The sequence below is a fragment of the Alcanivorax sp. MD8A genome, from assembly GCF_002888555.1.
In the GTDB taxonomy this organism is placed as follows: domain Bacteria; phylum Pseudomonadota; class Gammaproteobacteria; order Pseudomonadales; family Alcanivoracaceae; genus Alcanivorax.
Window position 1 is genome coordinate 1 of sequence record NZ_AQOQ01000031.1, and the last position, 15,493, is coordinate 15,493.

The 15,493-nt window shown below is 59.2% G+C and carries 13 protein-coding genes; 2 read left to right on the top strand and 11 right to left on the bottom strand.

Features of this window, described 5'->3' with window-relative positions:
- Positions 1-470: 470 nt before the first annotated feature.
- The 6 genes from mazG to A15D_RS13855 all read right to left on the bottom strand — a co-directional run bounded on the left by mazG (position 471) and on the right by A15D_RS13855 (position 7,960).
- Positions 471-1,250, bottom strand: a complete 780-nt coding sequence (gene mazG, locus A15D_RS13830; protein WP_102792408.1) for a nucleoside triphosphate pyrophosphohydrolase — start codon at positions 1,248-1,250, stop codon at positions 471-473.
- A gap of 161 nt (positions 1,251-1,411) precedes the next feature.
- On the bottom strand, positions 1,412-3,652 hold the full coding sequence (gene relA, locus A15D_RS13835; RefSeq protein WP_102792409.1) for a GTP diphosphokinase: 2,241 nt from the start codon (positions 3,650-3,652) through the stop codon (positions 1,412-1,414).
- 76 nt (positions 3,653-3,728) lie between these two features.
- Positions 3,729-5,069: a 23S rRNA (uracil(1939)-C(5))-methyltransferase RlmD gene (gene rlmD / locus A15D_RS13840; protein ID WP_102792410.1), complete on the bottom strand. Its 1,341-nt coding sequence runs from the start codon at positions 5,067-5,069 to the stop codon at positions 3,729-3,731.
- A 144-nt stretch (positions 5,070-5,213) separates the two neighbouring features.
- Complete coding sequence (locus tag A15D_RS13845; protein ID WP_102792411.1) at positions 5,214-5,993, bottom strand: 3'-5' exonuclease; 780 nt, start codon at positions 5,991-5,993, stop codon at positions 5,214-5,216.
- Positions 5,990-6,895, bottom strand: a complete 906-nt coding sequence (gene cysM, locus A15D_RS13850) for a cysteine synthase CysM (RefSeq protein ID WP_102792437.1) — start codon at positions 6,893-6,895, stop codon at positions 5,990-5,992. The genes A15D_RS13845 and cysM overlap by 4 nt, the downstream gene beginning before the upstream one ends.
- Positions 6,896-6,949: 54 nt before the next feature.
- Positions 6,950-7,960, bottom strand: coding sequence for an alpha/beta fold hydrolase (locus A15D_RS13855; RefSeq protein WP_102792412.1), 1,011 nt, complete (start codon positions 7,958-7,960; stop codon positions 6,950-6,952).
- 271 nt (positions 7,961-8,231) lie between these two features.
- Between A15D_RS13855 and A15D_RS13860 the strand changes: the two genes are divergently transcribed.
- Complete coding sequence (locus A15D_RS13860; protein WP_102792413.1) at positions 8,232-9,344, top strand: helix-turn-helix transcriptional regulator; 1,113 nt, start codon at positions 8,232-8,234, stop codon at positions 9,342-9,344.
- 3 nt (positions 9,345-9,347) lie between these two features.
- On the opposite strand, the gene A15D_RS13865 is transcribed toward A15D_RS13860, so the two are convergent.
- The 5 genes from A15D_RS13865 to A15D_RS13885 form a co-directional block, all read right to left on the bottom strand.
- Entirely contained in the window at positions 9,348-10,670 is a 1,323-nt protein-coding gene (locus tag A15D_RS13865) for a sensor histidine kinase (RefSeq protein WP_233192251.1), read from the bottom strand.
- Positions 10,667-11,335 (bottom strand): response regulator transcription factor, encoded by a 669-nt coding sequence (locus A15D_RS13870; RefSeq protein WP_102792415.1) that lies wholly within the window; start codon positions 11,333-11,335, stop codon positions 10,667-10,669. Before A15D_RS13870 ends, A15D_RS13865 begins: the two co-directional genes overlap by 4 nt.
- Positions 11,335-11,673, bottom strand: a complete 339-nt coding sequence (locus A15D_RS13875; RefSeq protein WP_233192252.1) for a PepSY domain-containing protein — start codon at positions 11,671-11,673, stop codon at positions 11,335-11,337. Before A15D_RS13875 ends, A15D_RS13870 begins: the two co-directional genes overlap by 1 nt.
- Entirely contained in the window at positions 11,657-11,965 is a 309-nt protein-coding gene (locus A15D_RS13880; protein WP_102792417.1) for a PepSY domain-containing protein, read from the bottom strand. The genes A15D_RS13875 and A15D_RS13880 overlap by 17 nt, the downstream gene beginning before the upstream one ends.
- Before the next feature lie 210 nt (positions 11,966-12,175).
- A complete protein-coding gene (locus A15D_RS13885) occupies positions 12,176-13,462 on the bottom strand; it encodes an acetyl-CoA C-acetyltransferase (RefSeq protein ID WP_102792418.1) in 1,287 nt (428 codons plus the stop codon).
- Between the two features lie 325 nt (positions 13,463-13,787).
- On the opposite strand from A15D_RS13885, the gene A15D_RS13890 reads away from it, so the two are divergent.
- Positions 13,788-15,206, top strand: coding sequence for a 3-oxoacyl-ACP reductase (locus tag A15D_RS13890; protein WP_102792419.1), 1,419 nt, complete (start codon positions 13,788-13,790; stop codon positions 15,204-15,206).
- Positions 15,207-15,493 lie beyond the last annotated feature (287 nt).

Here is a 15,493-nt window from a genome sequence, read left to right on the forward strand (position 1 = left end):
GTGATCAAATACGGCTGGCCAACAAGGGAGTGTCGCCCGCTACGAAGCCGTGATCCGTGGTGTGTAATTTTCATCCGCCAAGAATGGTGTGACAGGCCAGACCGGGGTATCAGCGGTTAGATGGAAATGCTGTGGGTGCAGACAGCCCCTTGATGTAAGCCGACCACCATTCCAATACAGGGTGATTGGCTATTGGGGTGCGATCTTGATCTCGCGATGCCCCCCATTAACGACAGAATCGCCCTCCCTCTACAGAGGGAGGCAGAGCTGCTGTAGGAGCCTTGCTCGCAAGGCGATCATTCGTCATGCGAATGACCAGAGGCATCGCCCTGCAACACAGCGCGGGCGGAATGGGTTGGATAGGCCGCGGGGTTTTAGCCTCCTCGCTGAGACTCGTTATCGCTATGCGAGCATAGCTCCTACAGGGAGGGAGGGGGGAGTCGACGGGCCTTCGTCCAACCCGGCTGGCGTCAAGTGCGGCGTTTAGCGTGTTGCCAGGCGGCTTCCAGTGCCGCCGGGTCGAGGGTGTTCAGGGGGGCGGGCTGGTCCTGCTCCATTTGCCGAAAGCGCGTCTCGAATTTGGCGGTGGCCTTGCGAAGGGCCTGCTCCGGGTCGATTTTCAGGTGCCGTGACAGATTGACGAGGGTAAAGATGACATCGCCAAGCTCATCCTCGATGTCAGCCTGATGGCCACGGTGCAACGCCTCATCCAACTCCGCCAGCTCCAGGTTCACCTGCTCACGCACGGGGCCGGTCTCCGGCCAGTCGAACCCGACTCTGGCGGCCTTCTTCTGTACTTTCGAGGCCCGTTGCAAGGCCGGCAAACCTGCCGGGACCCCGTCGAGGGCACTCTGGTGGGCTTTCCCCTTGCGCGCCCTCTCCTGCTGCTTGATCTGTTCCCAGTTGACCTTGACCGCCTGCTCGTCGGCGGCGTCTGACTCGCCAAACACATGGGGGTGCCGGCGAACCATCTTGTCGCACAGCACCTGCACCACCTCATTGAAGTCAAACAGCCCCTGCTCCCGTGCTATCTGGGAGTGGAACACCACCTGCAGCAACAGATCCCCCAACTCTTCCTTCAACTCCGGGTAATCGCGCTGGGCAATGGCCTCGGCCACTTCGAAGGCCTCTTCGATGGTGTACGGGGCGATGGAATCAAAGTCCTGCTTGATGTCCCACGGGCAACCGGTTTCCGGGTCGCGCAGGCGGGACATGATGGAGAGAAGCTGGGTGATTGGGGAGTCAGACATAACAGTGAACAGTTAACAGTGAATAGTGAACAGCGGCGCGATCACACGCCGTTCATTCTTCATGGCTTTACGCCGCGCCCATGGCCTGAGCGCGGCCCGCGTGCTTCAAATACCAGTAACGCCAGCTCGCAAACGGTTAACTATTCACTGTTAACTGTTCACTACTTTTTGTAGCGCCGAACCTCCAACACCCCTTTCAGCTGGTCCATCTTGGCCAGTACCTTGCCCAGGTTGCCGAGGGTGGCGATTTCCAGGGTGAGGAGCATGGTGGCGGTGTTGTCGTCCTGGTGGGACTGGGTGTGCACAGCGGTGACGTTGACCTTTTCATTGGACAACACCGCGATCACGTCGCGCAGCAAACCTTGACGGTCCCAGGCGCGCAGGAAGATGTCCACCGGGTAGGTGATGCGGTCTGCCTCGCCCCAGGTTACTTCGATGACCCGGTTGGGATCATCGCTCTGCATGGCCAGCAGCTTCTCGCAGTCGGCCCGGTGCACGGTGACCCCGCGGCCCAGGGTGATGAAGCCCATCACCGGTTCACCCGGCACCGGCTGACAACAGCCGGCCATGTGAGTCATCAGATTCCCCACGCCCTGAATGGTGACATCACCAGTCAGGGACGCCTTGGGCTTGGCGGGCACAAAGTCCAGTTCCTGCTGGTTGCTGTCCGGCTGCAGAGACTGCACCTGATTGACCACATGCCCCGGACGCAGATCCCCTGCCCCCAATGCGGCCAGCACATCATCACCGCTTTTCAGGTTCAGATGCGGCGCCAGGGTATCAAGGTCGACCTTGTCGAGGGCCAGCCGTGACATTTCTTTCTCGAGCATGGCGCGGCCCTGGGCGATATGCACATCGCGGTCCTGACGCTTGAACCACTGCTGGATACGGGCCCGCGCGGAAGACGTAGCCACATACCCCAGTGACGGGGTCAGCCAGTCGCGGCTGGGGCCGCCTTCCTTGGTGGTCAGGATCGAGACCTGCTCACCGGTATTGAGGGTGTAGTTGAGCGGCACAATCTGGCCGTTCACCTTGGCGCCCCGGCAGCGGTGCCCGACTTCGGTATGAATGTGGTAAGCAAAATCCACCGGCGTGGCGCCGGATTCCAGATCCACCACATGGCCATCCGGGGTGAATACATACACCCGCTCGCTCACCAGCCCATGGCGCAGCTCGTCCACCATGGTGTCCGGGCTGTCCTCGCCCAGTTCTTCGTGCCATTCCAGCACCTGCCGCAACCAGGCAATGCGCTGTTCGTAATCGCTGACACCGCCTTTGCCCTTCTTGGCCCCTTCCTTGTACCGCCAGTGGGCGCACACCCCCAGTTCAGCTTCCTCGTGCATGTCGAAGGTACGAATCTGCACCTCCAGCATTTTGCGCTCGGGGCCCACCACCGCGGTATGCAGGCTCTGGTAGCCGTTGCTCTTGGGGCTGGCGATGTAGTCGTCGAATTCCTTGGGGACATGCTTCCACAGGGAGTGGACAATCCCGAGCGCGGCGTAACAGTCACGCACTTCTGGCACCAGGATACGCACCGCGCGGACATCATAGACTTCGCCGAAATCCAGATGCTTCTTCTGCATTTTCCGCCAGATGCTGTAGATGTGCTTGGCCCGGCCGTGCACCTCGGCACCGGTGATACCGTTCTTGTCCAGGTAACCGCGCAGCTGTTCCAGTACATCCCGGATGTACTCTTCACGGGCCAGGCGCTTCTCGTCCAGCAGTTTGGCAATCTTCTTGTAGGCACCGGGCTGCAGGTAGCGGAACGACAGGTCTTCCAGCTCCCACTTGAGCTGGCCGACCCCGAGGCGATGCGCCAGCGGGGCGTAGATATCAAAGATTTCCTGGGCCACCTTGCGCTGGCGGTCCGGCTCGGCTTCCTTGACCGCGCGAATGATGACCGTCCGTTCGGCCAGCTTCACCAGAGCAACCCGGACGTCGTCGACCATGGCCACCAGCATCTTGCGCATGTTGTCCAGCTGGCCGTCCTGCTGGCCCAGCACCGCCTTGCGGGTGGGGTTCAGGTTGGTGCTGATTGCCGCCATGCGCAGCACGCCCTCAATCAGACGCGCCAGTTCGGAGCCGAATTCTTTTTCCACTTCGACCAGGGAAATCTGCCCTTCCCTGACCGAGCGATACAGCACCGCCGCAGGCAGCACATCGGTATCTGCGCCGAGATCCACCAGTACCTCGGCCATCTCCAGACCGATGATCAGGCAGCCCTTGCCATAAGGCCATTTGCGCCCGGCCGCCTCGCCGGCCAGCTGGCACTGCTCTGCCCGCTCACAGGCCTGCTCCAGCATCTCGCGATTGCGCAGCGGCACGCGGGATTCGAGCTGGGCGACCCAGTCACGCCAGTGACCGAGCTCCCCTTCTGTTGGCTGTCGACGAACCGTTACCATGGGCTTTCCTTCATTGTCAGCCTTCCGCTGCAGCCGCCCTGCCTTTCAGACAAGACACCGGCATGCGCCAGCCATCTTATTTCTTTTCAAACACCGCGATAGATTCCACATGGGTGGTGTGCGGGAACATATCCATCACCCCAGCCGACTTGAGACGGTAACCCAACGCCGTGAGTTCCCCGGCATCCCGGGCCAGCGTGGCCGGGTTGCAGGAGACATAAACGATCTTCTTTGCACCAAACCGGGGCATTAGTTTCACCATTTCCAGGGCCCCGGTGCGGGGTGGGTCGATCAGGATACGATCATACTCCTTTGCGGCCCACGCTTGCCCGTAGACATCCTGACTCAGGTCCCAGGCATGAAACTCCAGGTTTTCCAGGCCGTTACGGGCGGCATTCTCATAGCCGCGCTTGACCATGGCCTGGCTGACCTCGACCCCGACCACCTTCGCCGCGCGCTTGGCTGCGGGGATAGTGAAGTTCCCCAGCCCGCAGAACAGGTCCAGCACGGTGTGATGCGGCTCGATATCCAGCAAATCCAGTGCCAGAGGCACCATCTTGCGATTGATTTCCGCATTCACCTGGGTGAAATCCGTGGGGTGGAAGGCCAATTCCACGTCCGCGGAGGGGTGCCGGTAGTACAGCCGCTCTTCGTTTTCGGCCCCGGTCAGTGCAGGCCAGATGCGGTGCACGGTGCTCTCGTTGCCCGGCTGCAGGTACAGATGCCAGCCCAGTGGCTGACAAAAATCCAGCAGCGCCTGTTGGTCTGCCTCAGGAAGTGGGTCCAGATGGCGAATAATCAAAGCAACGATGTCATCGCCGGCGGCCAGCTCGATTTGCGGGATACGGCTGCGGCTTTGCAGGCCATGCATGAGACCCCGCAGATCATTCAACCGGTGGCCCACCTGGGGCACCAGCACTTCGCAGGTGCGCAGCTGGGCAATGAAGCTGTTGCGCTTTTCGCGGAAACCCACCAGGGTTTCATCCTTGGCTTCCACATACTTCACGCCCATGCGGGCTTTGCTGCGGTAGCCGGTGATCGGCCCGGCCAGGGGCGCCAGCCATTCTTTTGGGGCTAACCCGCCAAAATGTTCCAGTTGTTCGCGCAGCACGGCTTCCTTTCGCGCGATCTGCACCTCGGGATTCATGTGCTGCAGGCTACAACCGCCGCACAGAGTGCTGTGCTCACAGGGCGGGGTAACCCGGTCCGCCGAGGGCGTGACAATCTCGACGGCCTTGCCCTCGTCGAATTTACTGCGCATGTAGGTGAACTTGAACATCACCTCTTCGCCGGGCAGGGCATTATCGATAAAGGTGGTCTTGCCTTCACGGCGGGCGATACCCCGGCCATCGTGGCTGAGGGATTCAATGCTGGCGGGTTCCGGGGTTTCCGGAAGCGGCTTGCGTTTACGGGCCATGGTTATAAATCACAGTTAACAGTTGAGAGTGGACAGTTGACAGTTACGCGATAGAGACTTCAGTGACAGATCCGCAGTGGCCGCGGGAAAGTCTGGACTCGGCCAGAAGCCTTCCAGATTCGCCCCGCTTTGCCCGCGACGCAGTCAACTGTCAACTGATGTCCAGGCTTCCAGGAAAGACAGGAAGTGCGGCTGCCCTTCCTCTTTCAGGTAGTCCTGCAGCAGGCTCAGTTCCTGCTCGTAGCCGGTGGGGTCCAGATCCCCGCGCATCAGCTGGAAACGCAGGTACACCAGCCAGGTGTTGAGTACATCGGTTTCGCAGTAATCGCGAATGCCCTTGATGTCACCGTCCTGGAAGGCATCAAACACCTTGGCGCCACTCATGCCCATCTTGCCGGGAAAACCCAGCAGAGTGGCGATCTGGTCCAGCGGTGCATTGGCGCGGCCATTGTACATGGCCAGCACATCCATCAGGTCCAGATGACGCTGGTGGTAACGGCTCAGGTAGTTGTTCCACTTGAAGCTGGAATCCTCGTTACCGGTATCCCAGTAACGGCGGGCTTGCACGCCATGCTTGAGGGCACGGTAATGCAGCACCGGCAGGTCAAACCCCCCGCCATTCCAGCTCACCAGGTTAGGCGTGAAGCGCTCGATGCCATCGTAGAAACGCTCGATCAGCTCTTTCTCGGTGCTGTCCTCGTCGCCCAATGACCAGACCTTGATGCCCTGGGTCGAGCGCAGCACGACCGAAATGGCCACAATGCGGTGCAGGTGCAGGCGCAGGAATTCGGTGCCGTTTTCCTGGCGGCGCAGGTTGAACAAGGCGCTGGCGGTGTCCTTGTCGTTGAGGCCATCCAGATCGTAGATCTTGCGGCCACCGTCCAGATCCGGAATGGTTTCGATATCAAAGACCAGTACGTTCATCCCTGCACTCCCTTGTCCTGAAAAACCCCGGTGGAAAGGTAACGGTCGCCGCGATCACAAATGATCGCCACAATCACTGCGTTTTCCAGTTGCTCGCTCAGGCGCAGGGCACCGGCCACCGCACCGCCGGACGACACCCCACAGCTGATGCCCTCTTCCCTGGCCAGACGGCGCATGGTCTGCTCCGCCAGCGCCTGATCCATATCCATGACCTGATCTACCCGCCGGTCATCGTAGATGGACGGCAGGTACTCTTTGGGCCAACGGCGAATGCCGGGAATGGCTGAGCCCTCGGTGGGCTGCAGGCCAACAATCTGGATCGCCGGGTTCTGCTCTTTCAAATACATGCTGCACCCCATGATGGTACCGGTGGTGCCCATGGAGCTGACGAAGTGGGTGATCTTGCCGTCGGTATCGCGCCAGATTTCCGGGCCGGTGCTCACATAGTGGGCCAGCGGATTGTCCGGGTTGGCGAATTGATCCAGCACCCGGCCTTCGCCGCGGGCCTGCATAGCCTGGGCCAGATCCCGGGCGCCTTCCATGCCCTCTTCCTGACTCACTGAAATCAGCTCGGCGCCGTAGGCTGCCATGGCATCACGGCGCTCCTGGCTCTGGTTGGCGGGCATGATCAGTTTCATGCGGTAGCCCCGCATGGCCGCCGCCATAGCCAGGGCAATGCCGGTATTGCCGCTGGTGGCTTCGATCAGGGTATCCCCGGGTTTGATCTCACCGCGCTCTTCCGCCTTGAGGATCATGTTCAGGGCCGGGCGATCCTTCACGGAGCCCGCCGGGTTATTCCCTTCCAGCTTCACCAACAGGGTATTGGAGGTCTCGCCCGGCATCCGCTGCAGGCGAACCAGGGGCGTATTGCCCACGGTCTGTTCGATGGTTTTATGATTCATGGCGCGCATTGTACCCGAAAGCTCCCCGCGGGCGAGACGGGTTGCCGCACCGCCTTATTGATTCAAATGGCCAAGGAATTCACTCAGCGCCTTGATGTAATCCTCAAACGCTTCGAACTGCGGCACGTGGCCGATCCCTTCCAGCTCGACCAGGGTGGCATCGGGTATCTGTTGTGCCGCCTGCTCGCCTAACTCCCCGTACTGGCCCAACGCCCCTTGCAAGGCTTGTGGGGCACGGTTGCGGCCCAGTGCCGTGCGGTCGCGGGTGCCGATGATCAACAAGGTCGGAACGGCAAGTCGGCCGAACTCATGCACCACCGGCTGGCTGTAGATCATGTCGTAGGCCAGTGCCGAGTTCCACGCAATCAGCGGGTAATCCGGGCCCCGAATCCAGCCCTGCTGCAATTCGAGCAACGGGTCATAGGCGGCTTTCCATTGGCCATCAAAATAGCTCGCCGTCATGTACGCCTTCACTTTTTCCGGGGTCTTGCCCAGCTCCCCCTTGTACCAGGCATCAACAGACTGCCAGGGCACCTGCTTTTGCTGCCAGTCTTCGAGACCAATGGGATTGACCAGCGTCAGTGAAGCGGTGCGCTCCGGGAACATCAGCGCGAAGCGAGTAGCCAGCATGCCTCCCATGGAGTGCCCCACGACATTGACCGTGTCTACCTCCAGTTCGTCCAGCAAGCGACGGGTCTGGTCGGCCAGGGTATGGAAGGAATACTGGAATGCCTTTGGCTTGGACGATTTACCGAACCCGATCTGGTCGGGCACTACCACCCGATAGCCCTGTGCCGACAGGGCCGCGATGGTGTCGTCCCAATAGGCGCCAGAGAAGTTCTTGCCGTGCAGTAGCAATACCGCCTGCCCGTTGGCCTTGGCCGGTTTGATATCCATGTAGGCCATCTGCAAGGACTGCTGTTGTTCGCTTAACGCCAGAGAATGCACGGGGTACGGGTAGTTATATTGGCTTAAACGGGCGTCCAGAGCCGGGGCGGCGGCCTGAACCCACCCGGCAATCATCAACCCAACCCACAGAACAACCCCTTGCTTGCCGTATCGCATGCGAACTCCCCAATAACATGATCCTGAAAGGGTCTGAACCTTGTGACTCGGTGAAGTTCCTCACCGTTACCTTCCAACCCGCCAAAACAGACCGATTGACCGGAAAGACCCCACCCTGAGAATGTGATGCAGTTAGAATTGCCCAATAATTAGCATATAGTGCAATACAATACGCCAGCATCCCCCAACTGGGGGATAAACAGGGATTGGCGACCTGAAATTGTATCGTTGTGCCGTACCGGGAAGGACAGGACAGCGCCATGGTGTAACCATGCTTGAATCATTATTGAGCTTCGTCGGGGAAATTTACGAGGCCTCTTACAACCCTGGGCACTGGGACAAGGTTGTGGAGACGTTGTGTTGTGAGATCCTTTGTGCAAAATCCGGCGCCATCTTTGTAGAAGACCGTCAAGCGCAGACCCGCAGTATGATTGGCGCCTATGGCCTGCCCGCCGCAGTAAAGGCGTCTTACCGTTTCGGCATGGCCAAATACGACCATACCTTTCAACTGCAGAGTAGAATGCCGGTAGGCCAGGCATCACAAATCACCGATGCCGAAGCGGTCCGTAACGACCATCCCTTTTATTACCGGCTGATTCTCAAACCCAACGATATCGGTTTTATCTCTGCCATCAACGTCTACAACGATGACGAATGGCATGTGGGGATCGGCCTGCACCGCTCCTTTAATGCCACCCCCTTTTCCGAGCAGGACTGTCGTACCCTCACCTTGCTGTATCCACATTTCAACCGGGCATTACGGATTCACCGGGAATTTCACCGCTTGAAGACCCGCCAGCAATCTCTTCATGAAGCGCTGTCCCGTTTCATGATCGGTCTGGTCATTGTGGACGCCTCAGGGAAAGTCACGTACCTGAACCCTGTCGCTGAGACCCTGATGGCTCAACATGGCGGTTTGTCACTCAGCAATGGCATGCCCAAAGCTTACTACGCCGATGAAGACCATCGTCTGCAGACAATCATCAAGCGCCTGCTGAAATCCGATCGTAAAGACACGCAAACCCGCACCGAAGCACTTGGGGTTCACCACCCAGACCGAGAGCTGAACATGAACATCATGATGGCTGCGCTGGGACACGAAGAGGGTCCCCAACCCGGTAGCCTGGCACTGTATTTGTCGGATCCGGATTCATCACTGAACCTGCCTGCCAGTGCACTGCAATCGCTCTATGACATGACCCCGAAAGAGGCCAACGTGGCCATCGCACTAGTGAACGGGCAATCCCCCACCCAAATCAGTCAGCTGCACGGCGTGTCGGTGGATACGGTGCGCTCTCAACTGAAAAGCATCTATTCCAAAATGGGGGTGAAAAAGCAGCAGGACGTGATCCGGGTGTTGTTGTCTACCGGGGCGCTGGCATAGCTGTTATGACGGTAACGGCAGACTGACCCTTACAGCCAGCCCACCGATATCGCTGCGGTCCAGTGCCAGAGTGCCCTGATAGGCCACGGCCAGATCATGGGCAATGGCCAGGCCCAACCCATAACCCTGCTGGCGCTCATCCAGACGTTCACCCCGCTGTAACACAGTGCCCCTGCGTGCTGCAGGTATCCCCGGGCCATCATCCTCTACAACGACAACACACTGCGCCTCGCCGAGTTCGAAGCGCAGTGCGATACGCGACTCCGCCCATTTAAAGGCGTTGTCCAGCAGGTTACCGAAAAGCTCCAGCATGTCTTCACGTTCAAAGGGCAACGTCTCCCCGTTGAGCCCACTCATCTCGAAGGTCAATTGCCGGTCATGAGCACGCTCAAGGGTCATGATCACCAGCGGCAGATCCTCTTCCGGGCAGAACCGGTTGGCCGCCGTAGCGCCGGCCGCGACCCGGGCCCGACTGAGCGCACGCCGAACCTGCCCTTCCATTTGCGATACCTGATCATTCATCAGGTGATGCAAATCCGGGTCTTTCAGTAGCAGATCCTGATTGCAACGGTTCTTGAGTACTGCCAGCGGGGTCTTCAGGGCATGGCCCAGATCGCCCATGGCATGGCGGGAGCGTTGCAGCTGTTGCTCGGTATGCTGTTGCAGGCGATTGATTTCTGCCACCAGGGGCTGCAGCTCCCGGACCACATTGCCCGTCAGCGCCGAGCGCTTGCCCTGACGAAGCTGTTCGATTTCGGCACGGGCCCGACGCAGTGGAGACAGCCCTCGCCGCAACAGCCATTGCTGCACCAGCGCCAGTAACGCCAGGATCAACGGCCAGAACACTAACATAGCCGTACGGGCTCGCTGATAGGCCTGGCGCACCGGCGAGTAATCCTGGGCAACCGACACAGTGACCGGCTGCCCGCGCACCTGATATTGCTCTTTATAGCCAAGCAGCAATTGCTCTGCCGGGCCTTCCAGCAAGCCACTGGCGACGCCAGGGGTCGCCGGGGGAGCCAATGGTGCATCCCACAGGGAGCGGGAACGCCAACGGGCCTGCGGGGTATCCACAACGAAATAACGGCCCGAATAAGGCCGTCGATAAGCGGGATGCAACCGTTCATTTCGCAGGGTCAGGGCGTCATCCGGTCCCGGTTCCAATGCAGCAAGCACACCGGCGGCATCGGCCCGCAGTTGCTCCACCAGCCGGCCCCGTTGTTCCTGTTCCAGCCACCACAGCGCCGCCTGACTGATCAGCAGTCCAGCCAGCAGCAGGCTGGCAAACAGGCTGATCGCCAGTCGCCGCCCCATGGAAGAGGTCACGACAATTGCCCCGTGTAGACATACCCCTGGCCACGGCGGGTTTCGATCACGGCCTTGCCGAGTTTACGGCGCAGACGATTCACATGCACTTCAAGCACATTGGAATCCCGATCGCTTTCGTTGTCATAAAGGTGAGAGGCCAACTGCCCTTTCGAGAGCAGCCTCCCCGGGTTGTGCATGAAATAACGGAGCATACGGAACTCGGCTCCAGTAAGGGCGATTTCTTCTTCTCCGTGCCACACGGTCTGCCGGCTTTCATCCAGTTTCAGCATTCCCGCGCTCAGCCGCTCGTCATTGGCATTGCCATGGCTCCGCCGCAGCAAGGCCTGAATACGCAGCAACAATTCATCCGGATGGAAGGGTTTGGTCAGGTAATCATCCGCCCCCTGACGTAGCCCCTCAATGCGCTCGGACCAACTGTCCCGTGCAGTGAGGATCAACACCGGAATCGACAGCCCTTCCTGCCTCCACTGTTTCAGCACCTGCAGGCCATCCATGCCCGGCAGCCCAAGGTCCAATACCACCAGATCAAAAGGATCATCATGAACCCGCACCACCGCATCACGCCCGTCAGCGAGCCAGTCAACGGCATAACCATGCTCTTTCAACAGCGGAACCAGTTGATCGGCCAGCGCGACACTGTCTTCCACCAGCAGGATGCGCATCAGTCGTCTATCTCATCATCGAGGATGCGGCCGTCACGGGCGTCCACTTCCAATTCACGTACCACACGCTCACGCGTCAGCAATTCAATCTCGTAGATCAGACGGCCATCGTCGCGCTCCAGCTCCACTTCCAGCAAGCGGAAATCCGGGTAGTGAGTATCCAGCGTTTTAAGCAAGGCATTTAGCGACATGATTTCGCCCTGCTCCCGAAGCCGGAGCGCCTCATCATGGCTGACATCATCCGCAATCAGCCTCAGCGGACACAATAACAGCAGGGTGACCAGTGCCACCCTGCTGCCAAAATGCACAAATACGGCTGTGTTAATCGCGCTCTTCACCGAGCAGCTCGCCGCTGGTTGCATCGATATCCAGATCCCATTCCTGACCTTGTGCATCACGCAGCTCCACCTGGTAGATGTAGCGGCCATATTCGTGCTCCAGGTCCGTATCGGTAATTTTCGCTTTGGGGTGCTTGTCGGTTGCCACCTTATCCAGCTTGTCCAGAGACAGGATGGTCCCCTCTTTCACCAGAGACTGTACCTGATTATGGGGTACATCATCAGCCAGTACGGCGGTGCTTGCGGTCAGCCCCATCAGGGTGGCGATCATCAGTTTAGCTGTGGTGTTCATGGCGAATCTCCTTTGGGTTGAACACATGTCTGTTGAACACAGGAGAGACTGTAGACGCCCAAGCTGAACCCAGCCTTAACGCAAGCTGACCGCCAGCTTAAGGCATAGCAGGAGAAAGAGCGCTTTGCGGGCATAAAAAAACGGGCCCGAGGGGCCCGTTTTCCTTGGCGACGTTACGTCACCCAGCGCTCGGCAGATACGCCGAAGCGATTACTTCTCGAGGATGGCGACCACACCCTGACCACCCGCAGCACACACGGAGATCAGTGCACGACCAGAGCCTTTCTCGTTCAGCAGCTTGGCAGCGTTGGCAATGATACGGCCACCGGTAGCCGCGAACGGGTGACCGGCTGCCAGAGAGGAGCCTTTCACGTTCAGCTTGCTGCGATCGATGCTGCCCAGCGCCTTGTCGCGGCCCAGCTTCTCTTTACAGAAGTTTTCGTCTTCCCACATTTTCAGGGTGGTCAGTACCTGGGACGCAAACGCTTCGTGGATTTCATAGAAATCGAAGTCCTGCAGGGTGATGCCGGCCTTGTCGAGCATGCTCGGCACGCCATAAGCCGGCGCCATCAGCAGGCCTTCTTTCTTGCCAATGAAGTCAACGGCGGCAGCTTCGCCCAAGGTCAGGTAAGCCAGTACCGGCAGACCACGCTCTTTGGCCCACTCTTCGGTGGCCAGCAGTACTGCAGAGGCACCGTCAGTCAGCGGGGTGGAGTTGGCCGGGGTCATGGTGCCGTCCGGACCACCAAAGCACGGCTTCAGGGTGCCCAGTTTTTCCAGGGTGGAGTCGCCACGCATGTTGTTGTCGCGCTCCAGACCCTTGAACGGAGTGATCAGGTCATCCTGCCAGCCGTCTTCATAGGACTTGGCCAGGTTCTGGTGGGATTTCCACGCCAGTTCGTCCTGCGCTTCACGGGCAATGCCCCACTCTTTCGCCGTGATCGCCTGGTGCTCGCCCATGGACAAGCCAGTGCGCGGCTCGCCATTCTTGGGGATGTCGGGCATCAGGGATTTTGGGTTCAGCAGTTTCAGACCCAGCTTGGCACGCTCACCATTGGTCTTGGCACGGTTCAGAGCCATGAATACCTTGCGGGCATCTTCGTTCACACCCAGCGGCGCATCGGAGGTGGTGTCCACACCGCCAGCGATGGCGCAATCGATCTGACCCAGTGCGATCTTGTTGGCAACCAGGATGGCTGCTTCCAGACCGGTACCACAGGCTTGCTGAAGATCATACGCCGGGGTTTCCGGGGCCAGCTTGGAACCCAGTACGGATTCGCGCACCAGATTAAAGTCACGGGCGTGCTTCATCACAGCGCCGGCCGCCACTTCGTCAATCTTCTGGCCGTGCAGCTTGAAACGGTCTACCAGGCCATCGATAGCAGCAGTCAGCATTTCCTGGTTGCTGGTGTCGATGTAAGCAGAGTTGGAACGGGCAAACGGGATACGGTTGCCGCCAATAATGGCAACCTTGCGTACGGCTTTACCTGCCAGCATAACAATGTCCTCTAACAGAATCAGGCAGTCATCTCAGGATGACGTCTGTGGTCAGCGCGACCACGGTATTCACTACTCAGGGCGCAGTCTACCCGCACCGGTCAATGCCTCATTGGCTCAAACGACTGTTTGAACATGGGTGCCGGTCAATACACCCGCAACATTGCAGTGATTCAATACGCGCCAGTGTGCGACAGGGCCGGTTTGACTGCCCTACGAAAGAAGTCTGATTTTGCGCTGTCTTCTTTCGGCACCCCTTTAAACCCGTTCTGGTTGGCATAAGGTTAACCGGACACATTCATCTCTGATGGCAAAGGACAGGATCATGAGCGATACCTATCAGGCGATTGCCAATTCCCCCATGGGCAAGGCGCTGTTTGGCGCAATCAACCTCCCCATTCCGGTCATTCTCGATCGTTGGCAGCCGGGCCAGGCCTCCTTCATCAAGGGCCGTGTACTGGTAGGTGCCGCCAACGGTTCTACCGCTGTCGACAGCATTCTCGGCACCCTGAAAGGGGCACCGGAAGCCAAGGTTTCCGTGCTGGCCAACAACGGCAATGCTTCCGAGCTGCAAAAGAAAGCCGGCAAGCTGGGTGTTGATGCAGACAACTACACCGCCAACCGCGATGACGATGCCAAGTTCAAAGGTCTGGTCTTTGATGCCACCGGTATTCAAAACCCGGACGAGCTGAAAGCCCTGTGGGAGTTCTTCCACCCGGTGATCCGCAAGCTGGAAAAGTGCGCCCGTGTTGTGGTCGTTGGCCGCACCCCGGAAACCCAGACCGGCACCGCCCGCGTCGCTCAACGTGCTCTGGAAGGTTTCACCCGCTCCGTGGGCAAGGAAATCAAGAAAGGCGCGACCGCACAGCTGGTCTATGTGAATGAAGGTGCCGAGGCGCAACTGGCCTCCCCGCTGCACTTCTTCCTGTCGCCCAAATCCGCTTACGTCTCTGCCCAGGTAGTACGTGTTTCTGAAGCTGGTTTCGACGCCAAAAAATTCGACTGGGACAAGCCTCTGGCTGGTAAAAAAGCCCTGGTCACTGGCGGCTCTCGCGGTATTGGTGCTGCCATCGCCGAAGTGCTGGCCCGTGACGGCGCGACCGTAACCGTGCTGGACATCCCGCCCATGGCCGACGACCTGAACAAGGTTGCCGAGCAGATTGGTGGTGACACCCTGGAGCTGGACATCACTGCAGCCGAAGCACCCGAAGCCATCGCAGCCAAGGGCAAAGCGGTCGGCGGTTTCGATGTCATCGTTCACAACGCCGGCGTCACTCGCGACAAGATGCTGGGCAACATGCCGGAGAAATTCTGGGACATGGTGCTGGACATCAACATCGCCAGCCAGCTGCGCATCAATGAAAAGCTGTTGGCCGATGGCGGCATCAGCGAAGGCGGCAGCATCATTTCCATCAGCTCCATCGCCGGTATTGCGGGCAACCTGGGTCAGACCAACTACGGCGCCTCCAAAGCGGCTGTGATTGGCATGATCGATGCCTACAAAGACGAGTACGCCGAGAAAGGCATCACCATCAATGCCGTGGCTCCGGGCTTCATTGAAACCCAGATGACCGCTGCCATCCCCTTCACCATTCGTGAAGCGGGCCGTCGTATGAACGCCATGAACCAGGGCGGTCAGCCGGTGGACGTGGCCGAAACCATCGCCTTCTTTGCCAGCCCGGCCTCTCAGGGCCTGACCGGCAACGTTGTGCGAGTGTGTGGCCAGATGCTGCTGGGTGCGTAACCGCCTCTCACGGCAGGCTTCAGACCGCAGCGCGGTTTGAAGCCTTTGCTACTCGATCGACAGAAAAGCCGCGCCGCAAGGTGCGGCTTTTTTGTGGGGCAAGCGCTGCAACAGCAACGATAAGCCAATTGCCTCAAAGCGATTAGTGCGACATCAAGCGCCCATCGCAAGCAGGCCGGCCACTCATCGCAACGCCGTCTTTGCTGGCCATCCCCAAGTGCGGAGAAACATCGTGATGGAGCTTCCTACAACCGATCCGAGCTATGGCCAACACGGCGCTTCGCGGA

Bases quoted from the DNA above. Each gene is read 5' to 3' on its own strand.
- A15D_RS13860 (WP_102792413.1), top strand. From the start codon at position 8,232: ATGCTTGAATCATTATTGAGCTTCGTCGGGGAAATTTACGAGGCCTCT.
- cysM (WP_102792437.1), bottom strand. From the start codon at position 6,895: ATGAATCATAAAACCATCGAACAGACCGTGGGCAATACGCCCCTGGTT.
- A15D_RS13870 (WP_102792415.1), bottom strand. From the start codon at position 11,335: ATGCGCATCCTGCTGGTGGAAGACAGTGTCGCGCTGGCCGATCAACTG.
- A15D_RS13890 (WP_102792419.1), top strand. From the start codon at position 13,788: ATGAGCGATACCTATCAGGCGATTGCCAATTCCCCCATGGGCAAGGCG.
- A15D_RS13885 (WP_102792418.1), bottom strand. From the start codon at position 13,462: ATGCTGGCAGGTAAAGCCGTACGCAAGGTTGCCATTATTGGCGGCAAC.
- relA (WP_102792409.1), bottom strand. From the start codon at position 3,652: ATGGTAACGGTTCGTCGACAGCCAACAGAAGGGGAGCTCGGTCACTGG.
- mazG (WP_102792408.1), bottom strand. From the start codon at position 1,250: ATGTCTGACTCCCCAATCACCCAGCTTCTCTCCATCATGTCCCGCCTG.
- rlmD (WP_102792410.1), bottom strand. From the start codon at position 5,069: ATGGCCCGTAAACGCAAGCCGCTTCCGGAAACCCCGGAACCCGCCAGC.
- A15D_RS13855 (WP_102792412.1), bottom strand. From the start codon at position 7,960: ATGCGATACGGCAAGCAAGGGGTTGTTCTGTGGGTTGGGTTGATGATT.
- A15D_RS13880 (WP_102792417.1), bottom strand. From the start codon at position 11,965: ATGAACACCACAGCTAAACTGATGATCGCCACCCTGATGGGGCTGACC.
- A15D_RS13845 (WP_102792411.1), bottom strand. From the start codon at position 5,993: ATGAACGTACTGGTCTTTGATATCGAAACCATTCCGGATCTGGACGGT.